This is a genomic window from Pseudomonas sp. B21-036, assembly GCF_024748925.1.
Lineage (GTDB): Bacteria > Pseudomonadota > Gammaproteobacteria > Pseudomonadales > Pseudomonadaceae > Aquipseudomonas > Aquipseudomonas palmensis.
Window position 1 is genome coordinate 515,847 of sequence record NZ_CP087178.1, and the last position, 23,897, is coordinate 539,743.

At 64.5% G+C, this 23,897-nt stretch carries 17 protein-coding genes and 2 tRNA genes; 15 read left to right on the forward strand and 4 right to left on the reverse strand.

The genetic code is table 11. The features are described from left to right. Positions 1-30: 30 nt before the first annotated feature. The 5 genes from hflK (at position 31) to LOY33_RS02365 (ending at position 7,010) form a co-directional block, all read left to right on the forward strand. Complete coding sequence (hflK, locus tag LOY33_RS02345; RefSeq protein WP_043863533.1) at positions 31-1,197, forward strand: FtsH protease activity modulator HflK; 1,167 nt, start codon at positions 31-33, stop codon at positions 1,195-1,197. Beyond that, the gene (hflC, locus tag LOY33_RS02350) at positions 1,197-2,066 is read left to right on the forward strand and encodes a protease modulator HflC (protein ID WP_043863532.1); all 870 of its coding nucleotides are present in this window, start codon (positions 1,197-1,199) and stop codon (positions 2,064-2,066) included. The genes hflK and hflC overlap by 1 nt, the downstream gene beginning before the upstream one ends. A 278-nt stretch (positions 2,067-2,344) precedes the next feature. Further along, positions 2,345-3,532, forward strand: coding sequence for an ATP phosphoribosyltransferase regulatory subunit (locus tag LOY33_RS02355; protein WP_043863531.1), 1,188 nt, complete (start codon positions 2,345-2,347; stop codon positions 3,530-3,532). Between the two features lie 54 nt (positions 3,533-3,586). Continuing rightward, entirely contained in the window at positions 3,587-4,876 is a 1,290-nt protein-coding gene (locus tag LOY33_RS02360) for an adenylosuccinate synthase (RefSeq protein ID WP_058541589.1), read from the forward strand. A gap of 199 nt (positions 4,877-5,075) precedes the next feature. Further along, positions 5,076-7,010 carry a methyl-accepting chemotaxis protein gene (locus tag LOY33_RS02365; protein WP_258661068.1) on the forward strand — a complete coding sequence of 645 codons (1,935 nt, stop codon included), beginning with the start codon at positions 5,076-5,078 and terminating at the stop codon, positions 7,008-7,010. Between the two features lie 87 nt (positions 7,011-7,097). Here LOY33_RS02365 and LOY33_RS02370 read toward each other — a convergent pair whose 3' ends face one another. From LOY33_RS02370 to LOY33_RS02385, 4 genes are all read right to left on the reverse strand, one after another. Further along, positions 7,098-8,663, reverse strand: coding sequence for an iron ABC transporter permease (locus LOY33_RS02370; RefSeq protein WP_088514718.1), 1,566 nt, complete (start codon positions 8,661-8,663; stop codon positions 7,098-7,100). Continuing rightward, positions 8,663-9,676 carry an extracellular solute-binding protein gene (locus tag LOY33_RS02375; RefSeq protein WP_043863527.1) on the reverse strand — a complete coding sequence of 338 codons (1,014 nt, stop codon included), beginning with the start codon at positions 9,674-9,676 and terminating at the stop codon, positions 8,663-8,665. The genes LOY33_RS02370 and LOY33_RS02375 overlap by 1 nt, the downstream gene beginning before the upstream one ends. A gap of 223 nt (positions 9,677-9,899) precedes the next feature. Next, positions 9,900-9,986: transfer RNA gene (locus tag LOY33_RS02380), tRNA-Leu, on the reverse strand. 83 nt (positions 9,987-10,069) lie between these two features. Beyond that, a tRNA-Leu gene (locus LOY33_RS02385) sits at positions 10,070-10,156 on the reverse strand. Positions 10,157-10,420: 264 nt separating this feature from the next. Between LOY33_RS02385 and rnr the strand changes: the two genes are divergently transcribed. From rnr to LOY33_RS02435, 10 genes are all read left to right on the forward strand, one after another. Beyond that, the gene (gene rnr, locus LOY33_RS02390) at positions 10,421-13,060 is read left to right on the forward strand and encodes a ribonuclease R (protein ID WP_058541588.1); all 2,640 of its coding nucleotides are present in this window, start codon (positions 10,421-10,423) and stop codon (positions 13,058-13,060) included. After that, positions 13,057-13,809, forward strand: coding sequence for a 23S rRNA (guanosine(2251)-2'-O)-methyltransferase RlmB (gene rlmB, locus LOY33_RS02395; RefSeq protein WP_043863525.1), 753 nt, complete (start codon positions 13,057-13,059; stop codon positions 13,807-13,809). Before rnr ends, rlmB begins: the two co-directional genes overlap by 4 nt. 264 nt (positions 13,810-14,073) lie before the next feature. Then, complete coding sequence (gene rpsF / locus LOY33_RS02400; RefSeq protein WP_043863524.1) at positions 14,074-14,499, forward strand: 30S ribosomal protein S6; 426 nt, start codon at positions 14,074-14,076, stop codon at positions 14,497-14,499. A gap of 28 nt (positions 14,500-14,527) precedes the next feature. Next, on the forward strand, positions 14,528-14,758 hold the full coding sequence (gene rpsR / locus LOY33_RS02405; RefSeq protein ID WP_003171373.1) for a 30S ribosomal protein S18: 231 nt from the start codon (positions 14,528-14,530) through the stop codon (positions 14,756-14,758). A gap of 36 nt (positions 14,759-14,794) precedes the next feature. Continuing rightward, the gene (locus tag LOY33_RS02410) at positions 14,795-15,685 is read left to right on the forward strand and encodes a hypothetical protein (protein WP_043863523.1); all 891 of its coding nucleotides are present in this window, start codon (positions 14,795-14,797) and stop codon (positions 15,683-15,685) included. A 21-nt stretch (positions 15,686-15,706) separates the two neighbouring features. After that, on the forward strand, positions 15,707-16,153 hold the full coding sequence (gene rplI, locus LOY33_RS02415) for a 50S ribosomal protein L9 (RefSeq protein ID WP_043863522.1): 447 nt from the start codon (positions 15,707-15,709) through the stop codon (positions 16,151-16,153). Between the two features lie 110 nt (positions 16,154-16,263). Beyond that, positions 16,264-17,661 (forward strand): replicative DNA helicase, encoded by a 1,398-nt coding sequence (gene dnaB / locus LOY33_RS02420; protein WP_043863521.1) that lies wholly within the window; start codon positions 16,264-16,266, stop codon positions 17,659-17,661. A gap of 101 nt (positions 17,662-17,762) precedes the next feature. Beyond that, positions 17,763-20,066: a YgiQ family radical SAM protein gene (locus tag LOY33_RS02425; protein WP_043863520.1), complete on the forward strand. Its 2,304-nt coding sequence runs from the start codon at positions 17,763-17,765 to the stop codon at positions 20,064-20,066. 180 nt (positions 20,067-20,246) lie between these two features. After that, positions 20,247-22,718, forward strand: coding sequence for a circularly permuted type 2 ATP-grasp protein (locus LOY33_RS02430; RefSeq protein ID WP_058541586.1), 2,472 nt, complete (start codon positions 20,247-20,249; stop codon positions 22,716-22,718). Continuing rightward, positions 22,718-23,620 (forward strand): transglutaminase family protein, encoded by a 903-nt coding sequence (locus tag LOY33_RS02435; protein ID WP_258661085.1) that lies wholly within the window; start codon positions 22,718-22,720, stop codon positions 23,618-23,620. The genes LOY33_RS02430 and LOY33_RS02435 overlap by 1 nt, the downstream gene beginning before the upstream one ends. Positions 23,621-23,897: the final 277 nt, after the last annotated feature.

Here is a 23,897-nt window from a genome sequence, read left to right on the forward strand (position 1 = left end):
GCGTCTTTGCTTTATCAGATGGAGAGCGCTATGGCTTGGAATGAGCCGGGTGGCAACTCGAACAATCAGGATCCTTGGGGTGGGCGCCGTGGTGGCGGCGACAAGAAGGGACCACCGGATCTCGACGAGGCCTTCCGCAAGCTGCAGGATAGCCTGAACGGCATGTTCGGCAGTGGCAAGAAACGGGGCGGCGACAGCGGCTCCGGCAAGGGTGCCGGTTTCGGTCTGCTGGGTATCGGCCTGGCCGTACTGGCGGCCATATGGCTGTACAGCGCCGTGTACGTGGTGGACGAACAGGAGCAGGCCGTGGTGCTGCGCTTCGGCAAATACTACGAAACCGTAGGGCCGGGCCTGAACATCTACTTCCCGCCGATCGATCGCAAGTACATGGAGAACGTCACCCGCGAGCGTGCTTATACCAAGCAGGGCCAGATGCTGACCGAAGACGAGAACATCGTCGAAGTGCCGCTGACCGTGCAGTACAAGATCACCAACCTGCAGGATTTCGTGCTGAACGTCGATCAGCCTGAAGTCAGCCTGCAGCACGCGACCGACAGTGCCCTGCGCCACGTGGTGGGTTCCACCTCGATGGACAAGGTGCTGACCGAAGGTCGTGAGCAGATGGCCGTGGAAATCAAGGAGCGTCTGCAACGCTTCCTCGACACCTACCGCACCGGTATCACCGTGACCCAGGTCAACGTGCAGAGCGCGGCAGCCCCGCGTGAAGTGCAGGAAGCCTTCGACGACGTGATCCGTGCCCGTGAAGACGAGCAGCGTGCGCGCAACCAGGCCGAGTCCTACGCCAATGGCGTGGTGCCGGAAGCCCGTGGTCAGGCGCAGCGCATCATCGAGGATGCCAACGGCTACCGCGATGAAGTGGTCTCGCGTGCCAAGGGTGAGGCCGACCGCTTCACCAAGCTGGTCGCCGAGTACCGCAAGGCTCCAGAGGTGACCCGTCAGCGTCTGTACCTGGACACCATGCAGGAAGTGTATAGCAACACCAGCAAGGTCCTGGTATCCGGCAAGGACGGTCAGAGCAACCTGCTCTACCTGCCGCTGGACAAGATGATCGACAGCCGCCGCAGTGGCAGCACCCCGGTCACCAGCGTCACGCCGTCGGCCAATGACGCCGCCAACCGTGCCGCCGCAGACCTGCAACAGCAACAGCGCGAGACGCGCTCCAGGGAGAGCCGCTGATGAGCAATAAATCCCTGATCGCCGTGATCGTCGCCGTGGTGCTGGCGATCGTCGCCTGGAACAGCTTCTACATCGTGGCCCAGACCGAACGCGCCGTGCTGCTGCAATTCGGCCGTGTGGTACAGGCCGATGTGCAGCCTGGCCTGCATGTGAAGGTTCCCTACGTCAACCAGGTGCGCAAGTTCGACGCGCGGCTGATGACCCTTGACGCACCGACCCAGCGGTTCCTGACCCTGGAGAAGAAAGCGGTGATGGTCGATGCCTACGCCAAGTGGCGCGTGCAGGACGCCGAGCGTTTCTACACCGCGACTTCGGGCCTCAAGCAGATCGCCGACGAACGTCTGTCGCGCCGTCTGGAAAGCGGCCTGCGCGACCAGTTCGGCAAGCGCACCCTGCATGAGGTGGTATCCGGTGAACGTGACGCGCTGATGGCTGACATCACCGCTTCGCTGAACCGCATGGCCAGCAAGGAGCTGGGCATCGAAGTGGTCGACGTTCGCGTCAAGGCCATCGACCTGCCCAAGGAAGTGAACCGCAGCGTGTTCGAACGCATGAGCACCGAGCGTGAGCGTGAAGCTCGCGAGCACCGCGCCAAGGGTAACGAGCTGGCCGAAGGCATCCGTGCCGACGCCGATCGTCAACGCCGCGTGTTGCTGGCCGAAGCCTATCGCGAGTCGGAAGAAACCCGTGGTGATGGTGATGCCCAGGCAGCAGCCATCTACGCCAAGGCCTATGGCCAGGACCAGGAGTTCTACGCGTTCTATCGCAGCCTGAAGGCCTACCGCGAGAGCTTCGCCGACAAGAGCGACGTGCTGGTGCTGGACCCGAGCAGCGAGTTCTTCCGCTTCATGGGCAAGACCAAACCGTAAGCATGCACACCCCGCCCGGCGGCTAAAACGTCGGGCGGGGTGCCTCCCGCGAGAAAACGGGTGTATGATGCGGCAGCCGGGAAATTCCCGGCTTTTTTGCGTCTGCAAGATCGATTGGCCTTTATCGGGCCCGGGCTTGTGGCGCACTTCAGGTTTTACGAGGGTATCGGTACTGCGGTTTCGCTGGAATCAGCGCTGCCCGTCATTGTGTGCCGATAGCTGCTTCACTCAAGGCTCGCCCGCGGGCAGGCCGCCCGGACCATAGGGGAAATGGCGTAATGGCAACGGTAGACCGCTGGCTGCTGCCAGATGGCATCGAAGAAGTACTGCCACCTGAGGCGGCGCGCATCGAGATCGCGCGTCGTCAGGTGTTGGACCTGTTCCAGAGCTGGGGTTACGAGTTTGTCGTGACCCCGCATATCGAGTACCTGGAATCGCTGCTCACCGGTGCCGGCCAGGACCTGGATCTGCGCACCTTCAAGGTCATCGACCCGCAATCCGGGCGGCAGATGGGCTTTCGGGCCGACATCACGCCACAGGTGGCGCGCATCGACGCGCACACCCTGCGCCGTGAAGGGCCGAGCCGCCTGTGTTATGCCGGCAGCGTGCTGCACGCCTTGCCACGTGCTCTGTCGACCTCGCGCAGCCCGATTCAGCTGGGCGCCGAGCTGTACGGCGATGCCAGCCCGGTCAGCGACGTCGAGGTCATCAGCCTGATGCTGGCCATGCTGCAACTGGCCGACGTGCCGGATGTGCACATGGACCTCGGGCATGTCGGTATCTACCGCGGCCTGGCCCGTGCGGCCGGCCTGTCGGGCGCGGTCGAGCAGCAGTTGTTCGACGCCCTGCAGCGCAAGGCCATCGACGAAGTGATCGAGCTGACCGCCACGCTGCCGGCTGACCTGGCCGGCATGCTGCGTTCGCTGACCGAGCTGTGCGGTGGGCGCGAAGTGCTCGAGCAGGCACGTGTGCGCCTGGGCCGTGCCCCGGCCGCAGTGCTGGCGGCGCTGGATGACCTGATGGCGATCGCCGAGCGCCTCGCCACGCGTTACCCCGAGCTGCCGCTGTATTTCGACCTGGGCGAGTTGCGCGGCTACCACTACCACACCGGTGTGGTGTTTGCCGCCTTCGTGCCAGGCGTCGGCCAGTCGATCGCCCAGGGCGGTCGCTATGACGACATCGGAGCGGACTTTGGCCGGGCACGCCCGGCTACCGGTTTCTCCACGGATTTGAAGACCCTGGTCACACTGGGGCGAGCCGAGGTGGTGTTGCCGTCTGGCGGGATCTGGATGCCCGACAGCAGCGATGCAGCACTTTGGCAGTTGGTCTGCCAATTGCGCAGTGAGGGCCAGCGGGTGGTTCAGGCCTTGCCTGGGCAGCCGCTGACCGCCGCCGTCGAGGCGGATTGCGATCGGCAATTGATTCAGCAAAACGGGCTTTGGCAGGTTCTGCCGCTGGCCATTTGAGATTCCACGCCGGCACGAGCCGGCGCCAAGTTTGCGCGAATGAGGACAAGTGTTATGGGTAAGAATGTCGTAGTCCTGGGCACCCAGTGGGGTGATGAGGGCAAAGGCAAGATCGTCGATCTGCTGACCGAACATGCTGCCGCCGTAGTGCGCTACCAGGGTGGCCACAACGCCGGCCACACCCTGGTGATCGACGGTGAGAAGACCGTGCTGCACCTGATCCCTTCGGGCGTGCTGCGCGAAGGCGTGCAGTGCTTGATCGGCAACGGTGTGGTGGTTGCTCCCGACGCCCTGCTGCGCGAGATCACCAAGCTGGAAGAGAAGGGCGTACCGGTGCGCGAGCGCCTGCGCATCAGCCCGTCCTGCCCGCTGATCCTGTCCTTCCACGTGGCCCTGGACCAGGCCCGTGAAAAGGCCCGTGGCGAGCTGAAGATCGGCACCACCGGTCGCGGCATCGGCCCGGCCTACGAAGACAAGGTTGCGCGTCGTGGCCTGCGTGTGGGCGACCTGCTCAACATGCCACGCTTCGAAGACAAGCTGCGCGAGCTGGTGGACTACCACAACTTCATGCTGGTGGGTTACTACAAAGAGCCGGCCATCGAGTTCGAAAAGACCCTGGCCGAGTGCAAGGAATACGCCGAACTGCTCAAGCCGCTGATGCTGGACGTGACTGCCGAGCTGCACGACCTGCGTCGCGCCGGCAAGGACATCATGTTCGAAGGTGCCCAGGGTTCGCTGCTGGACATCGACCACGGTACCTACCCCTACGTGACCAGCTCCAACACCACCGCCGGTGGCGTTGCGACCGGTTCGGGCGTTGGTCCGATGTTCCTGGACTACATTCTGGGCATCACCAAGGCCTACACCACCCGCGTGGGTTCGGGCCCGTTCCCGACCGAGCTGTTTGACGACGTTGGTGCGCACCTGGCCAAGCAGGGCCACGAATTTGGCGCAACCACCGGTCGTGCCCGTCGTTGCGGCTGGTTCGACGCCGTCATCCTGCGTCGCGCCATCGACGTGAACAGCATCTCGGGCATCTGCCTGACCAAGCTGGACGTGCTCGATGGCCTGGAAACCATCAACATCTGCGTCGGCTACAAGGACGCAGAGGGCAAGGACGTTGCCCCTACCGACGCCGACAGCTACGTGGGCCTGCAGCCTGTGTACGAAGAAGTGCCGGGCTGGAGCGAGTCGACCGTGGGCGCCAAGACCCTGGAAGAACTGCCGGCCAACGCCCGTGCCTACATCAAGCGTGTGGAAGAACTGATCGGTGCGCCGATCGACATCGTCTCCACCGGCCCGGACCGCAACGAGACCATCGTGCTGCGCCATCCGTTTGCCTGATTCGCTGTAGGCAGTAAAGAACGCCGCTGTCCCTCCGGGCCAGCGGCGTTTTTTTTGGCCAGTTGGTGAAAGGGTCATAAAGGTCAGCCCTGGCTATGAATTTGACCGGTATGCCTGCTGCCCGGCACGGCCTTTGCTGTAAGAATCGTCCTATAAGGTGCCATCACTATAATGGCCCCGCGATACGGAGGGTTCTTGTGTGTCGGCCGTTCTCTCATTGTTACGAAGCCGCCTGTTGCGGCCTGTCTTTGTTGCGTTGGGTATCGCTCTTTTGGTGCAGGTGCTGGTTGCGGTCGCGCTGACGCGGAGCACGGTGACTGCGCTGGAGGCCGATCTGGGTAATCGCCTGGGTGCAGACAGCCAGAAACTGTCGGGTGAACTGGAACAGGCCGGGCGTGAGCTCAGCTCGGGCCTGGACAGCCTTTCGGCCAGTACCCGCCAGCGTTTGTCCGCCGGGCTATCCGCACGCCTTCAGGAGGAGCAGGCGCAACTGCGCGTCACCCTCGAAAAAAGCCTCAAGGAGTCGGCCAATCACATGGCCGAACTGCTGGCATCGGTTGCGCCGCGGGCCATCTGGGATGACGACATACCGGCACTGTCGGAGTTTTCCCGGCGCGCCCAGCGCAATGCCAACGTGCTCTTCGTGGTCTACGACGACGCCCAGGGCCAGCACCTGACCCGCTACCTGAACCGGCAGAACCCGATCAACCAGGCCCTGATGGAAAAGGGCCTGGGCGAACGGGCGCTCGACAAGGTGCTGGATGCGGCGCGCAACGACCCGGCGGTGTACATGATCGAAGCCTCGATCAACCCCAACGGCACCGAGATCGGCAAGGTGGTGATGGGCGTCTCCACGGCGTCGGTCGACAACGAGCTCAAGGCGCTGGACGCGCGGTTCTCGGCCCTGATCGCCAGCGGCGACCAGTTGGTCGGCGACAGCCTGGTGGGCGCTGCGGCCGACAGCAACAAGGCCCTGAGCGCCCGCCTGCAGGCGGCCCAGGCCAGTGCCGCGGCGATGCAGGCCAACACCTCGCAGACCGTGCAGCAAGCAGCGGCGACCCTGCGCTGGAACATCGGCCTGGGGCTGGTGGCGGTGGGCTTCGGCGTATTGCTGGTGGTGGCCGTGGTACTCGGCCGGCGCGTGCTGAGCAAGTTGCGCCTGCTGATTGCCGCGCTCAACGACCTGGCGGCCGGCGACGGCGACCTGACCAAGCGCGTGCCGATCGACAGCCGAGACGAGATCGGCGACATGGCTGCAGCGGTCAACCAGTTCGTCGACAAGCTGCAGCCCATCGTGCGCGAAGCGGGCGAGGTGGCGCAGCGCACCGGGGTCGAGATCGGCACCATGGCGCAGAACAACGCGGGCGCCGATGCGGCGGCCGCTTCGCAGCGCGATGAAGTGGCCGAGAGCCTGCGTGCCCTGTCGAGCATGGCCGATGAAGCCCAGGCCGAAAGCCAGGCCATGCAGGCAGCGTTGCAGCAGGTGGTGGACATTCGCCAGGCCACCGACGAGAACAGCCGTACCTCGGCCCAGGTGGCCAAGCTGATCGAAGCGTTGGCCGGGCAGGTGGGGGCGGGCTCCAAGGTGATCGAGCGGCTGGCCGAGCAGAGCCAGCAGATTGAGGTGGTGCTGGAGGTGATCCACGGGATTGCCGAGCAGACCAACCTGCTGGCGCTCAATGCCGCCATCGAGGCGGCGCGGGCTGGCGAGACCGGGCGCGGGTTTGCCGTGGTGGCCGACGAAGTGCGGGCGCTGGCGAGCAAGACCCAGAGCTCGACCGGCGATATCCAGGCGCACATCGGTGCCTTGCAGCAGGGCGCGCGAGAGGCGGTGGCAGCCATCAGCCAGGCCGGGCGTCAGGCCAGCGAAGGCTTGACCGTGCTCAAGGACAACGCGCGCCTGCAGCAGTCGGTGCAGGTGTCGGTGGAGCAGGTGCATGCGGCGATCGGCCTGGCCACCCGGGCGGCCGAGCAGCAGGCGCAGGGGGCGCAGGCGGTGCGTGGGCGGGTCGAGACGATTCATGCCCAGGCCGAGCGTGCAGCGCAGGTGGTGATGCAGACCACGGCCAGCAGCAAGGTGCTGGATGACCTGGCGGCGCAGTTGAAGGCCAGCCTGGGGCAGTTCAGGGCCTGAGATAGTGTCGTTTGTATCGCGGGTCAAGCCCGCTCCCACAAGGGCCTCATCGATCCTTGTGGGAGCGGGCTTGACCCGCGATGCCTTTCAGGCGCGGTTCAGGTACATCCGCGTCGTCAGCAGGTACACCGGCAACCCCGACACCACAATCAACAGCGCCGCGTAGGGCGCCGCCGCCGCGAATTCGACGTTGGCGGTATGCGCCCACACTTCGGTCGCCAGCGTGGTCATGCCGGTGGGGCTGAGCAGCAGGGTGGCGGTCAGCTCCTTCATCGCATCCAGGAACACCAGCGCAAACGCTGCCGCCAGGGCCGGGAAGATGATCGGCAGGGTCACCTTGCAGAACGCCTTGAACGGCGTCGCGCCCAGGGTGCGCGCCGCCTCTTCCAGCTGTGGTGCGGCCTTGGTCAGCGCGGTACGCACCGGCGCCTGCGCCAGCGGCAAGAACAGCAGCGCATAGGCCAGCAACAGCAGGCCGGTGGTCTGGTACAGCGCCGGCACATAGTGCAGGGCGAAATACACCAGGGTCAGCGCAATCACCAGCCCCGGCAGCGCGTGCAGCAAGTAGGGCAGGCGCTCGGCCCAGATCGCCAGGCGGCCCTTGTAGCGTACCACCAGAAAGCTCACCGGTAACGCCAGCAGCAGGCTCACCCCCGCGCCGCCCAGTGCCAGCGACAGCGACGAGAACAGCGCCCGGCTGATGTCGGCCACCGGGAAGGCCGCCGACGATCCCACGCTCAGCCAGTAGCCCAGCATGCCCAGCGGGATGCCGCTGCCCAGCACTGCCAGCAGCAGGCAGCTCAACTGCCCCAGTATGCTCCAGCCACCCAGGCGGATCGGCTTGGCGCGGCGTGCCACGCCCTGGCCGATGCGCACGTGCCGCGCCTTGCCGCGTACCCGCAGCTCGAACCACAGCAGCAACAGGCACATGAACAGCAGCACCGCCGAGAGCATCGCCGCATTGGCGTTGCTGAACTCCAGCTCGAACTGCTGGTAGATCGCGGTGGTGAAGGTCTGCAGGCCCAGGATCGACAGCGCGCCGAATTCCACCAGCATGTGCAAGGCAATCAGCAGGCTGCCGCCCAGGATCGATGGCCACAGCAGCGGCAGGGTGACCCGGCGGAACACACCCCAGCGGTTGTAGCCCAGGGTGCGGGCCGATTCTTCAAGCGAGGTGTCGAGGTTGCGCAGGGTCGCGGCCACCGGCAGGAACACCAGTGGATACTTGGACAGCGCCATCACCAGGATCGCCCCGCCCAGCCCCTCGAAGCGCGGGCTCAGCGAGACCCAGGTGAAGCCGCTGACGAACGCCGGCACGGCAAACGGCAGGCACAGGATCACGCCCCACAAACGCCGCCCGCGCAGGTCGCTGCGCTCCAGCAGCCAGGCCAGGGCCAGGCCGACCACGGCGCAGGCCACGGTCACCCCGGCCATCAGCAGCAGGGTGTTCTTCATCAGGCCCCAGACGAAGGGCCGCCACAGCAGGTACAACGCCTCGCGCCAGCCGGCCTGCCAGGCCTTGAGGCCCACGTACAGCAACGGCAGCAGGCTCAGGCCCACCAGCAGCAGCACCGGCAGCACCACCCAGATCGAGGGGCGCTTGCGGCGCGGAACATAACGCGCCACAGACGGCGCAGGCAGCACGGCTTCCATCAGAGCAGGCCGACCTCGCGCTCAAGTTCCAGGGCTTCCTCGGCATTGCCCAGGTCGGCCGGGGTGATCTTCGGCGGGCGCAGGTCTTCGAACGGCTTCAGGCCCTGGTCCGAGACCATGCCCTTGTGCAGCGGATACTCGGCGGTGGTCTGGGTGATCACGCGCTGGCCTTCTTCGCTGGCCATCCAGGCGAGCAGGGCCTGGGCTTCCTTGGGGTGCTTGCTGGCCTTGACCGCCGCGGCGCTGGAGATGGTTACCAGGCCACCGACGTCGCCGTCGGCCAGGTAGTAGAGCTTGGAGTCCAGTTGGCCGCGCTCTTTCTTGAGGGCGTACCAGTAGTAGTTGTTCACCAGTACGGCAGCCACTTCGCCGTTTTCCACGGCCTTGAGGGCAACCATGTTGTTGGTGTAGGTCTTGCCGAAGGCCTTGAGGCCGGTCAGCCATTCTTCGGCCGCTTCACGCCCGTGCAGCTTGAGGATGGCCACGGCCTGTTCCTGGAACGCGCCGCTGGTGGGCACGAAGCCGACCTTGCCGTCCCACTCGGGGTCGGCGAAGTCCATCACCGATTGGGGCAGGTCTTTTTCGTCGATCACCTTGGGGTTGAAGGCCACCACGCGGGTGCGAGCGGTCACGCCCATCCAGGTGCCGTTGCTGGCCACGTATTCCTTGGGCAGCACTTGCAGGGTCGAATCGTCGATCTTGGCCAGCAGGCCTTTCTCGCCCAGGTTGTTCAGCGGCGGCGATTCTTCGGTATAGATGACGTCGGCCGGGGAGCGTGCGCCTTCTTCCTCGATCTGGCTGGCCAGCTGGTTGCTGCTGCCCTTGCGGATATTGATGTGAATGCCGGTCTTGGCCTCGTAGGCCTTGGCGATGGCTTCGCCGATTTCCTTGTGCTGGCCGTTGTACAGGGTCAGCGTCACAGGGTCGGCGGCCATGGCGGCGGGTGCTGCGAGCACCAGGCTGAACACGGAAACGGCCAGGCCGCGCAAAATCGGGTTGATGCGGATCGTCATGCGGGTGGTTCCTCGCTTGCGGGCTACAAATCTTGAAACAATGATAAACGATATAGTTTCTCAAGTACGCCCATGAGGAAAAATTCATGAGCTGACTATCGGTTAACTCACTTGATTTGTTGGGCAGGGCGGGGTGGCAACGCAGCGTCCGAATGGGGGGGCAGTGGGGTGAGCTCGAATCGCAGGCATAAAAAAACCCGCTTTCGCGGGTTTCTCTAGAACATGGTGCCCAGAAGAAGACTCGAACTTCCACGACCGTAAGGTCACCAGCACCTGAAGCTGGCGTGTCTACCAATTTCACCATCTGGGCAAAGTTGAAGCATTGAAACATGAAACGGTGTAGCGTGTGTTGCGTAAATTCCAGACAGGCAAGCTAATCTGAAACTTGAAAATTGGTGCCCAGAAGAAGACTCGAACTTCCACGACCGTAAGGTCACCAGCACCTGAAGCTGGCGTGTCTACCAATTTCACCATCTGGGCATATCGTTGAGGCTTCATGATGCTTCACATCGCGCCGCTTCTCAACTATAACGACGCTGTCCGTCGTTGTGGTGCGCACTATACGGATGCCCTCGAAGGCTGTAAAGCCCCGTTCAGAAAAAATCTCAAAAATTTCAAGTCGTTGTTCCTTGGGCTGTTTTGGCATCACTCAAGGGCCCTGACGGGGCTGTCAAAGCCTCGGATTTCCGGTTTCAATACGGCTATGCCAAACTAACCCTATATAGACAAGGTGAACCCCTACTAATGGCCGATTGGCAGACCCTCGATCCCGAGGCCGCTCGTGAAGCGGAAAAATACGAAAACCCCATTCCTAGCCGTGAGCTGATCCTCCAGCGCCTTGACGAGCGCGGCTCTCCCGCCGCCCGCGAGCAACTGGTGGAAGAGTTCGGCCTGCAGACCGAGGACCAGATCGAGGCCTTGCGTCGCCGCCTGCGCGCCATGGAGCGCGACGGCCAGCTGATCTACACCCGGCGCGGCACCTATGCCCCGGTAGACAAGCTGGACCTGATCCTGGGTCGCATCTCGGGCCACCGCGACGGTTTCGGTTTTCTCGTCCCCGACGATGGCAGCGACGACCTGTTCCTGAGCCCGGCGCAGATGCGCCTGGTGTTCGATGGCGACCGAGCGCTGGCGCGCGTGTCCGGGCTTGACCGGCGCGGCCGGCGTGAAGGCGTGGTGGTCGAAGTGATCTCCCGTGCCCATGAAAGCATCGTGGGGCGCTACTTCGAGGAAGGCGGGGTGGGCTTCGTGACCCCCGACAACCCCAAGGTCCAGCAGGAAGTGCTGGTGACCCCGGGCCGCAATGCCGGCGCCAAGGTCGGCCAGTTCGTCGAGGTGAAGATCACCCACTGGCCGACCCAGCGCTTCCAGCCGCAGGGCGATATCGTCGAAGTGATCGGCAACTACATGGCGCCGGGCATGGAAATCGACGTGGCGCTGCGCAGCTACGACATTCCCCATGTATGGCCCGAGGCGGTCATCAAGGAAGCGCGCAAGCTCAAGCCTGAAGTCGAAGAGAAGGACAAGGAACACCGCATCGACCTGCGTCACCTGCCGTTCGTCACCATCGACGGCGAAGACGCACGGGACTTCGACGATGCCGTGTACTGCGAAAGCCTGGGCAAGTTGCGCCTGTTCTCCGGTGGCTGGCGCCTGTTCGTGGCGATTGCCGACGTGTCCAGCTACGTGCGCCTGGGCTCTGCCCTGGACAACGAAGCCCAGGTGCGCGGCAACTCGGTGTACTTCCCCGAGCGGGTGATCCCGATGCTGCCCGAGGAACTTTCCAACGGCCTGTGCTCGCTGAACCCGAACGTCGACCGGCTGGCGATGGTCTGTGAAATGACCATCAACAAGTCCGGCCAGATGGTCGATTACCAGTTCTACGAAGCGGTCATCCACTCCCACGCGCGCCTGACCTACAACAAGGTCAGCAGCATGCTCGAACATGCCCGTACCCGTGAAGGCAAGGCGCTGCGCGAGCAGTACAGCCACGTGGTGCCGGACCTCAAGCAGCTGTATGCGCTGTACAAGGTGTTGCTGGCGGCCCGTCACACCCGTGGCGCGATCGACTTCGAAACCCAGGAAACCCGCATCATCTTCGGTGCCGAGCGCAAGATCGCGGAAATTCGCCCGACCGTGCGCAACGATGCGCACAAGTTGATCGAAGAATGCATGCTCGCGGCCAACGTGGCGACGGCCGAGTTCCTCAAGAAGCACGAGATCCCTGCGTTGTACCGCGTGCACGACGGTCCGCCGCCGGAGCGCCTGGAAAAACTGCGCGCCTTCCTCGGCGAGCTGGGGCTTTCGCTGCACAAGGGCAAGGATGGTCCGTCGCCCAAGGACTACCAGGCGCTGCTGTCGCAGATCGCCGGTCGCCCGGACTTCCACCTGATCCAGACCGTGATGCTGCGCTCGCTGAGCCAGGCGGTGTACAGCGCCGACAACAACGGCCACTTCGGCCTGAACTACGAGGCGTACACCCACTTCACCTCGCCGATCCGGCGTTACCCCGACCTGCTGACCCACCGTGCCATCCGCAGCGTGATCCGTTCGCGCCAGGAAACCCCGCACGTCAAGCGGGCCGGCGCGATGAGCATTCCCAAGGCGCGCATCTACCCGTACGACGAGGCGGCCCTGGAGCAGCTGGGCGAGCAGTGCTCGATGAGCGAGCGACGCGCCGACGAAGCCACCCGCGACGTGACCAACTGGCTCAAGTGCGAGTACATGAAGGATCGCGTGGGCGAAAGCTTCCCGGGTGTGATCACCGCGGTGACCGGTTTCGGCCTGTTCATCGAACTGACCGACATCTACGTCGAAGGCATGGTGCACGTCAGTGCCTTGCCGGGTGACTACTACCACTTCGACCCGGTACACCACCGCCTGGCGGGCGAGCGCACCGGTCGCAGCTTCCGCCTGGGCGACACGGTCGAAGTGCGCGTGATGCGCGTGGACCTCGAACAGCGCAAGATCGATTTCGAGATGGCCGAAAACACCCTGAATGCGCCGATCGGTCGCAAGCAGCGTGGTGCCGAGCCTGCCGCCAAGGGCAAGACGGGCGCTGCCCCGGCCAAGTCCAATGGTGCCGCCAAGCCCTACAGCGCGCCGGCCAAGGCCGCCAAGGTCGAAGCGGCACCGGCCGAGCCGCCGCGCCGCAGCCGCAAGAACGAAACCTCCGAAGCCTATTTCCCGGCCGATGCCGCAGCCAAGAACGCCGAAGTGCGCAAGAGCCGGGAAATGAAGAAGGCGTTGCTGTCCGATGCCAAGAACGCCGTGGGCAAGCCTGCGGCCAAGGGCTCGAAGACGTCTTCGGAGAAACCGAGCAAGCACCGCAAGGGGCCGCCAAAAGCCGGTTCCGCTTCACGTAAACCCAAGGGCAAGTCATGAGTCAGCTGGAAAAGATCTACGGTGTGCATGCGGTGGAGGCCCTGTTGCGCCACCACCCCAAGCGGGTCAAGCAGATCTGGCTGGCCGACAGCCGCAGCGAGCCGCGGGTGCAGGCCCTGCTGGAGCTGGCCGCACAGAACCGAGTGACGGTCGGCCAGGCTGAACGCCGCGAGATGGACGCCTGGGTCGAGGGCGTGCACCAGGGCGTGGTCGCCGAGGTCAGCCCGAGCCAAGTGTGGGGCGAGGCGATGCTCGAAGAGCTGCTGGACCGCACCGAAGGCGCGCCGCTGATTCTGGTGCTGGACGGTGTGACCGACCCGCACAACCTGGGCGCCTGCCTGCGCACCGCCGATGCGGCCGGTGCGCTGGCGGTGGTGGTGCCCAAGGACAAGTCGGCGACCCTGACCCCGGCGGTACGCAAGGTGGCGTGTGGCGCTGCCGAGGTGATTCCGCTGGTGGCCGTGACCAACCTGGCGCGTACCCTGGAGAAACTCCAGCAGCGCGGCCTGTGGGTGGTGGGCACGGCGGGGGAGGCCGAACAGGAACTGTATCAGCAGGACCTGACCGGCCCGACCATCCTGATCATGGGCGCCGAGGGCAAGGGCATGCGCCGCCTGACCCGCGAGCACTGCGATTTTCTGGTGAAGCTGCCGATGGCCGGCAGCGTCAGCAGCCTGAACGTGTCGGTGGCCACGGGCGTGTGCCTGTTCGAGGCGGTGCGTCAGCGTCAGGCCAAGCGCAAGGCCTGATAAGGCGTTGCCACTTTCGCGGGTCAAGCCCGCTCCCACAGGGCTTTCGGTGGCCTGTGTGGGGGCGGGCCTGGCCCGCGATGCTTTCAAGGCTGTTCAAATAATCACCAATTGCCTTGCGTGCGCCCCGGCGCTTCTCTACAATTGCGCCCCTTGCCCCGCTGGCAGGCGCGCATGCGCCCACCGCACAAGGCAAGACAAACAGTGTCATTCACTCCTTGTCTGACCACCCTGGTGGCAGACTACAACCCGTAAGGAGCATTCATGCGTCATTACGAAATCATCTTTCTGGTCCACCCTGACCAGAGCGAGCAAGTCGGCGGCATGGTTGAGCGTTATACCAAGCTGATCGAAGAAGACGGCGGCAAGATCCACCGTCTGGAAGACTGGGGCCGTCGTCAACTGGCCTATGCAATCAACAATGTTCACAAGGCTCACTACGTGATGCTGAACGTTGAGTGCACCGGCAAGGCCCTGGCCGAGCTGGAAGACAACTTCCGCTACAACGATGCCGTGATCCGTAACCTGGTCATCCGTCGCGACGAAGCCGTTACCGGCCAGTCCGAGATGCTCAAGGCTGAAGAAAACCGCAGTGAGCGCCGTGAGCGTCGCGACCGTCCTGAGCACGCTGACAACGCCGAAGGCGATGACAGCGACAACAGCGACAACAGCGATAACGCTGACGAGTAATCCACGGACCTTTTGAGGAGCCTATTACATGGCACGTTTCTTCCGTCGTCGTAAATTCTGCCGCTTCACTGCTGAAGAAGTGAAAGAGATCGATTACAAAGATCTCAACACCCTGAAAGCTTATGTATCCGAAACCGGCAAGATCGTTCCAAGCCGTATCACCGGTACCAAAGCTCGTTATCAGCGTCAGCTGGCTACCGCTATCAAGCGCGCCCGCTTCCTGGCCCTGCTGGCCTACACCGACAGCCACGGCCGCTGAGACCGGGTCGTCGACAGGTAGCAAGGGATAAAGTGCATGCGAGCGTTAGCTGATTTCATCATGCGCGGTCGCGTGCAGGCCACTCTGGTAGTGGTCGGTTGTGCGGCATTGCCGCTGTTGTTCTGGTTGAGTGCCGCCGCCGGGAGCCTGGTGTTCCTGCGGCGCGGTTTCAAGGACGCCTCCGGGATCCTCGCCTGGGCATTGCTGCCCGCGCTGGTCTGGTGGTTCTTCGGTGAACCGCGCACCTTGATGGTGTTGCTGGGAACCTTCGGTCTGGCTGCGTTGCTACGCGCCGGACAGTCCTGGAGCCGGGTGCTGTTGTTCAGCATCGCCTGGGGCCTGGTGTATGGCGTCATCCTGGGTTCGGTGTTCCGCGAACCGATCGAAGCGCTGGCGCAGGTGCTTGAAAAAGCCCTGCCGCAGATGCTCGACGGTCTCTACCAGCAGTTGACGGTAGAAGAGCGGGCCCGACTGGGGAGCGTGATCGCACCGGTGCTTACCGGCCTGATTGCGGCATTGCTGCAGGCAGTCAGTCTGCTGGCCCTGATGTTGGGTCGCTACTGGCAAGCCGCGTTGTACAACCCGGGAGGCTTTGGCAGCGAGTTTCGCGCCATACGGCTCCCGCTGGTACCGGCGCTGTTGCTGCTGGTGTGCATGCTGATAGCGCCGAATTTCGGCAGCGAACTGGCGATGTTGACACCGTTGTGCAGCGTACCGCTGGTGTTCGCCGGGCTGGCCCTGATTCACGGGCTGGTCGCGCAGAAGCGCCTGGCCAGGTTCTGGCTGGTGGGGATGTACGTGACGCTGGTGCTGTTCATGCAGCTGATTTATCCGTTGCTCGTGGTTCTGGCCATTGTCGACAGCCTGATTGATTTTCGCGGTCGTTCTGCATCGAAAGATGCCGGTGACGCGAACGGTGAAGGTTAAAAGTTAAGAGGTTTATACCTAATGGAACTGATCCTGCTGGAAAAAGTCGCCAACCTGGGCAACCTGGGCGACAAGGTAAATGTTAAGGCCGGTTACGGTCGTAACTTCCTGCTGCCATTCGGCAAGGCTACCGCTGCGACCGCTGCCAACCTGGCTGCGTTCGAAGAGCGTCGCGCCGAGCTGGAAAAACTGGCTGCTGACAAGAAAGCTTCGGCTGAAACCCGCGCTGCCCAACTGGCCGAGCTGGAAGTGACCATCACTGCCACCGCCGGTGACGAAGGCAAGCTGTTCGGTTCGATCGGCACCCACGACATCGCTGACGCCCTGACCGCCTCCGGCGTTGAAGTGGCCAAGTCTGAAGTGCGTCTGCCGAACGGCACCATCCGCAACGTTGGCGAATTCGACGTAGCCGTGCACCTGCACAGCGACGTAGAAGCCACCGTTCGCGTGGTTGTCGTCGCAGCCTAAGCTGGACCAATCGACTGGCACCCTGGGTGCCAGCCGGTTAACATCGGGCACGATCCTGCATTGCAGGTCGTGCCCTTTGTCTTTTTCAACACCCTGATTCCCAAGTGGCCATGAACGAGATAACCGCCCCCGAGCAATATGATCTGCAAACCGCTGCCCTGAAGGTGCCGCCGCATTCCATCGAGGCCGAACAGGCCGTACTCGGTGGCCTGATGCTGGACAACAACGCCTGGGAGCGCGTGCTCGATCAAGTCTCCGACGGCGACTTCTACCGGCATGACCATCGCCTGATCTTCCGCGCCATCTACAAGCTCGCCGACCTCAACACCCCGTTCGACGTGGTGACGCTGCACGAGCAGCTCGACAAGGAAGGCCTGAGCTCCCAGGTCGGTGGCCTGGGTTACCTGGGCGAGCTGGCCAAGAACACCCCGTCGGTGGCCAACATCAAGGCCTATGCGCAGATCATTCGCGAGCGCGCCACACTGCGCCAGCTGATCAGCATCAGCAGCGAGATCGCCGACAGCGCGTTCAACCCCCAGGGCCGCAACGCCGCCGAGATTCTCGACGAGGCCGAACGGCAGATCTTCCAGATCGCCGAAGCACGGCCCAAGACCGGTGGCCCGGTAGGGGTCAACGAACTGCTGACCAAGGCCATCGACCGCATCGACACGCTGTTCAACTCCGACAGCGCCATCACCGGTATTTCCACCGGCTACACCGACCTGGACGAGAAGACCAGCGGCCTGCAACCGGCCGACCTGATCATCGTGGCCGGCCGTCCGTCGATGGGCAAGACCACCTTCGCCATGAACCTGGTGGAGAACGCCGTGTTGCGCAGTGACAAGGCGGTGCTGGTGTACTCCCTGGAGATGCCAGGCGAATCGCTGATCATGCGTATGCTCTCCTCGCTGGGGCGCATCGACCAGACCAAGGTGCGTTCCGGCCAGCTGGACGACGACGACTGGCCGCGCCTGACTTCGGCGGTCAACCTGCTCAATGACCGCAAGCTGTTCATCGACGACACCGCCGGCATCAGCCCGTCGGAAATGCGCGCACGTACCCGGCGCCTGGTGCGTGAGCATGGCGAGATCGCCATGATCATGATCGACTACCTGCAACTGATGCAGATCCCGGGCTCCAGCGGCGACAACCGTACCAACGAGATTTCCGAGATCTCGCGCTCGCTCAAGGCCCTGGCCAAGGAATTCAACTGCCCGGTCATCGCCCTGTCGCAGCTCAACCGCTCCCTCGAGCAGCGCCCCAACAAGCGCCCGGTGAACTCCGACTTGCGTGAATCGGGTGCGATCGAGCAGGACGCCGACGTGATCATGTTCGTGTACCGCGACGAGGTGTACCACCCCGAGACCGAGCACAAGGGCATCGCCGAGATCATCATCGGCAAGCAGCGTAACGGCCCCATCGGCTTCGTGCGCCTGGCGTTCATCGGCAAGTACACGCGCTTCGAGAACCTGGCACCGGGCAGCTACAACTTCGACGACGACGAATAAGGTGCCGATGGCCAATTCCGACTTCTGACGTCGGAATTGGTCAAAATTTGTGCTATATTCCGCGCCCGCGATTTCCCTGATACCAAGAACCGGTCACTGACATGCAAGCAGCCAAACCACTTTTCGACTATCCCAAGTACTGGGCCGAATGCTTCGGGCCAGCGCCATTCCTGCCGATGAGCAGGGAGGAGATGGATCAGCTCGGCTGGGATTCCTGCGACATCATCATCGTGACCGGTGACGCCTACGTCGACCACCCGTCGTTCGGCATGGCCATCATCGGCCGGCTGCTCGAAGCCCAGGGCTTCCGGGTGGGCATCATTGCCCAGCCGAACTGGCAGAGCAAAGACGACTTCATGAAGCTGGGCGAGCCGAACCTGTTCTTCGGTGTCGCGGCCGGCAACATGGACTCGATGATCAACCGCTACACTGCCGACAAGAAGATCCGCTCGGACGACGCCTACACCCCGGGCGGCCTGGCCGGCAAGCGACCCGACCGTGCCAGCCTGGTCTACAGCCAGCGCTGCAAGGAAGCCTACAAGCACGTGCCGATCGTGCTGGGTGGCATCGAGGCCTCGCTGCGCCGCATCGCGCACTACGACTACTGGCAGGACAAGGTGCGGCACTCGATCCTGATCGACGCCTGCGCCGACATCCTGCTGTACGGCAACGCCGAACGCGCGATCGTCGAAGTCGCCCAGCGCCTGTCCTACGGCCACAAGATCGAAGACATCACCGACATCCGCGGCACCGCCTTCGTGCGCCGCGACACCCCGCAGGGCTGGTACGAAGTGGACTCCACGCGTATCGACCGGCCGGGCAAGGTCGACAAGATCATCAACCCGTACGTGAACACCCAGGACACCCAGGCCTGCGCCATCGAGCAGGAGAAGGGCCCGGTCGAAGACCCGCAGGAAGCCAAGGTGGTGCAGATTCTGGCCAGCCCGCGCATGACCCGCGACAAGACCGTGATCCGCCTGCCGTCCTACGAGAAGGTGCGCAGCGATGCGGTGCTGTACGCCCACGCCAACCGCGTGCTGCACCTGGAAACCAACCCGGGCAACGCCCGTGCGCTGGTGCAGAAGCACGGCGAGGTGGACGTGTGGTTCAACCCGCCGCCCATCCCGATGACCACCGAAGAGATGGACTACGTGTTCGGCATGCCCTATGCGCGCGTCCCGCACCCGGCGTATGGCAAGGAGAAGATCCCGGCCTACGACATGATCCGCTTCTCGGTGAACATCATGCGTGGCTGCTTCGGTGGCTGCACCTTCTGCTCGATCACCGAGCACGAAGGCCGCATCATCCAGAACCGTTCCCACGACTCGATCATTCGCGAGATCGAAGAAATCCGCGACAAGGTGCCGGGCTTTACCGGGGTCATCTCCGACCTGGGCGGGCCGACCGCCAACATGTACCGCATTGCCTGCAAGAGCCCGGAAATCGAATCTGCGTGCCGCAAGCCGTCGTGCGTGTTCCCCGGCATCTGCCCCAACCTGAACACCGACCACTCGGCGCTGATCCAGCTGTACCGCAGTGCGCGTGACCTGCCGGGGGTGAAGAAGATCCTGATCGCCTCGGGCCTGCGCTACGACCTGGCAGTCGAGTCGCCGGAGTACGTCAAGGAGCTGGTCACCCACCACGTGGGCGGCTACCTCAAGATTGCCCCGGAGCATACCGAGGAAGGCCCGCTGAACCAGATGATGAAGCCTGGTATCGGCAGCTACGATCGCTTCAAGCGCATGTTCGAGAAGTACTCCAAGGAGGCGGGCAAGGAGCAGTACCTGATCCCGTACTTCATCGCGGCGCACCCGGGCACTACCGACGAAGACATGATGAACCTGGCCCTGTGGCTCAAGGGCAATGGCTTTCGCGCCGACCAGGTGCAGGCGTTCTACCCGTCGCCGATGGCCTCGGCCACTGCCATGTACCACTCGGGCAAGAACCCGCTGCGCAAGGTCACCTACAAGAGCGACGCGGTGACCATCGTCAAGAGCGAGGAGCAGCGCCGCCTGCACAAGGCGTTCCTGCGTTACCACGACCCCAAGGGCTGGCCGATGCTGCGCGAAGCCCTGCAGCGCATGGGGCGTGCCGACCTGATCGGGCCGGCCAAGCACCAGTTGATCCCGCTGCACCAGCCGGCGACCGACAGCTACCAGAGTGCGCGGCGCAAGAACTCGACGCCGGCGGGCAGCCACAAGGTGGCCAAGGAAACCAAGATCCTGACCCAGCACACCGGCTTGCCGCCGCGTGCCAGCGACGGTGCCAAGCCGTGGGACAAGCGCGAGCAGGCCAAGGCGGCCGCCTTTGCGCGTAACCAGGAAGCGGCCAAGGCACGCAAGGACGCCGCCAAGGGTGGCAAGGGCAAGGGCAAGAAGACCCGCGAGCCGGTGTTGCCACGCTGATACGCGTCGCGGCCATCGCGGGTCAAGCCCGCTCCCACAGGTACAGTGCAGATCCATAGGCCACTGACTATCCTGTGGGAGCGGGCTTGACCCGCGATGAGGCCCGCAAGGCCACATCCATCCTTCTCCCCATCCCCGCCACACGCTACCCTGCATCACCTGCCGTCACCGAGCACGCCCATGGCTGACCCGCTGGCCTCACCAAGCCCTGCCTCCTACCACGAGATGTTCGCGGCGGATGGCAGCGTGCGCCCGCATTGGCAGCGCCTGCACCAGCACCTGCAACGCAGCGGCCCCACCCAGCTGGCCCAGCGCCAGGCCCAACTGGCGCGCCATCTGCAGGAAAACGGCGTCACCTACAACATCTACGCCGACCCCGACGGCACCGATCGCCCGTGGGAGCTGGACCTGCTGCCGCAGCTGATCCCCGCGCAGGAGTGGCAGGCGCTGGCGGCGGGCATCGCCCAGCGCGCGCACCTGCTCAACGCGGTACTGGCCGACATCTATGGCCCGCAGCGCCTGATCGGCGAAGGCCTGCTGCCGTCCGAGCTGGTGTTCGGCCACAACAATTTTCTCTGGCCGTGCCAGGGCATCACGCCGCCCGGCTCGACCTTCCTGCATGTGTACGCTGCCGACCTTGCCCGCGGCCCCGATGGGCGCTGGTGGGTCACCGCCGACCGCACCCAGGCGCCCTCCGGGGCCGGCTTCGCGCTGGAGAACCGCACGCTGGTCACGCGCACCCTGCCGGACCTGTACCGCGACCTGCACGTGCAGCACCTGGCCGGCTTCTTTCGCAACCTGCAACAGAGCCTGCTGCGCCTGGCACCCAGCGGTCAGGAACCGCCACTGGTGGTGCTGCTGACCCCGGGGCGCTTCAACGAAAGCTATTTCGAGCACCTGTTCCTCGCCCGCCAGCTGGGTTACCCGCTGGTCGAAGGCAGCGACCTGACCGTGCGCGATGCCACGGTTTACCTCAAGACCCTGGGCGGGCTGCGCCGGGTGCACGCGATCATGCGCCGCCTGGACGACGATTTCTGCGACCCGCTGGAACTGCGTACCGACTCGGCCCTCGGCGTGCCCGGCCTGCTCGACGCGGTACGCCAGGGCCGCGTGCTGGTGGCCAATGCGCTGGGCAGCGGGGTGCTAGAATCTCCCGGCCTGCTCGGCTTTCTGCCGGCCATCAACCAGCACCTGTTCGGCGAGGCCCTGAGCCTGCCGTCGATCGCCACCTGGTGGTGCGGCGAGCCGCCTGCGCTGGAGCAGGCCCTGGCCAGGCTGCCGGAGCTGCTGATCAAGCCGGCGTTCCCCTCGCAGAGTTTCGCTGCGCTGTTCGGGCGCGACCTGGACGACGCGGCGCGCGATGCCTTGGCCGGGCGCATCCGTGCACGCCCGTATGCCTACGTGGCACAGGAACTGGCGCAGTTGTCCCAGGCGCCGGTATGGCAGGGCACGCTGCAGGCGCGGCCGATCGGCATGCGGGTGTATGCGGTGGCCACCGCCGATGGCTACCGGGTGCTGCCCGGCGGCTTGACCCGGGTGGCCGCCCTGGCCGATGCCGAGGTGGTGTCGATGCAGCGCGGCGGGGCCAGCAAGGACACCTGGGTACTCGGCGAGGCGGCCCCGGTCGGCGAACAGTGGCAGGCCAGCCGCACCCTTGGCGTGGCCGATCTGATCCGCCAGGACCCGTACCTGCCGTCGCGGGTCGTGGAAAACCTGTTCTGGTTCGGCCGCTATTGCGAGCGCTGCGACACCAGCGCGCGCCTGCTGCGCATCCTGCTCAGCCGCTACCTGGATGGCGAACATCCATCCACCTGGCAGGCGGCGGTGGCCCTGGCCGAAGAGCTTGAGCTGCTGCCCCCCGAGGGCACCCTGGCCGAACGCCTGCGCGCCGCCTTGCTCGATGCCGACTGGGCGTTCAGCCTGCGCGCCAACCTGCAGCGCCTGCAGTGGACCGCCGCCCAGGTGCGCGGCAAGCTCTCGCGGGAGAACTGGCAGGCGCTGGTGGAGTTGCAGCACGAAGCCCAGGCGCTGGGTGGGCAGACGGCGGACTTCGGCGAGCTGCTGGATTTTCTCAACCGCCTGGTGATGTCGCTGGCGGCGCTGTCCGGCTTTGCCCTGGACGACATGACCCGCGATGAAGGCTGGCGCTTTCTGATGATCGGGCGGCGCATCGAGCGCCTGCAGGGCTTGAGCCTGAGCCTGGCCAGTTTTCTGCGCGGCCCCGGCGCCTTCGACCAGGCGGGTTTGGAATGGCTGCTTGAACTGGGCAACAGCAGCATCACCTACCGCTCGCGCTACCTGGCGGTGGCGCAGTTGATCCCGGTGCTGGACCTGCTCCTGCTCGACCAGCAGAACCCCCATGCGGTGCTGTTCCAGCTCAAGCTGCTGGTGCGTGCCCTGGAGCGATCCAGCGATGAGTTCGGCAGCCCGCCAGACCCGACCCTGGCCCTGCTGGCCGAGCGCCTGTACCACTTCGACCTGGGCAGCCTGGAGCACGCGCTGTTCGGCAAGGCCAGCGTGCGCGCGGTGCTCGATGGCCTGGCCGAGTTGCTGGGCGAGATCGCCAAGGCCAGCCTGCAGGCCTCCGAGCGACTGGCGCTGCGCCACTTCGTGCATGTCGATGACATCAGCCAGCAGACGGTGTCGGCCTGATGAGCGCGCGCTACCAGGTACTGCACGACACCCATTACCGCTATGACAGCCCGGTGTCCCTGGCCCAGCAACTGGTGCATCTGTGGCCACGGGCCTGTGCCTGGCAGCAGTGCGAAGACCGGCAATTGCAGGTCGACCCGCTGCCGACCCGGCGGCGCGACGAGCTCGACGGCTTCGGCAACCCGCTGACCCGGCTGGCGCTGGAGCGCCAGCATGATCAACTGCGCGTGGTGACGCGGGTGCAGGTGAACGTGCTGTCGCGCGCCGCGCCGGTGTTGGCTGCCTCGCCGCCGTGGGAACAGGTGTGCCAGGCGCTGGCGTATTCGGGGCAGGCGCTGACTGCGGCCACGCTGGAGGCGTGCCGCTTTCGTTTCGAATCGCCGTATGTGCGGCTGAAGCAGCGTTTCGTCGCGTTTGCCGAGCCGTGTTTCGCCCCGGGCCAGCCGTTGCTGCTGTGCGTGCAGGCCCTGATGCAGCAGATTTTCAGCCAGTTCACCTTCGATGCCGGTGCCACCCAGGTGGCCACCCCGCTGGTTGAGGTGCTGCAGCGTCGCCGCGGCGTGTGCCAGGACTTCGCCCACCTGATGCTCGCGTGCCTGCGCTCGCGCGGGCTGGCGGCGCGCTATGTCAGCGGCTACCTGCTGACGCGCCCGCCGCCCGGGCAGGCCCGGCTGATCGGGGCCGATGCCTCGCATGCGTGGGTGTCGGTGTACTGCCCGGCCAACGGCTGGGTGGATTTCGACCCCACCAACAACCTGCTGCCGGCGCTGGAGCACATCACCCTGGCCTGGGGCCGGGATTTTTCCGATGTGTCACCGCTGCGTGGGGTGATTCTGGGCGGGGGCAGCCATGACCCGCAGGTGCAGGTGACGGTGTTGCCGCTGGATGAAGGCCCGGCGTGACGGCCCATTACTCCGGCCGCGCGAATTCGACGTTGCTGCCAGTGGCACCGCAGGCATAGGCAGCCAGCAGGCTGCGCATCAGACTACCAAGGGACATGTCCTGTACTCCTAATTGAGAGGTTGTCTCATCGTCCCTGAATGGCGCATGATGGTCCCGCGGATTTTGTGTATACAATCCATAGCGAAAATTTACTACCAGCGCGCCTAACCTGCCCCTTGACTCATATCAGGCCGGTGGGGGACGCTCTGGGGCAGTATAGAAACGGATAAAAAACCC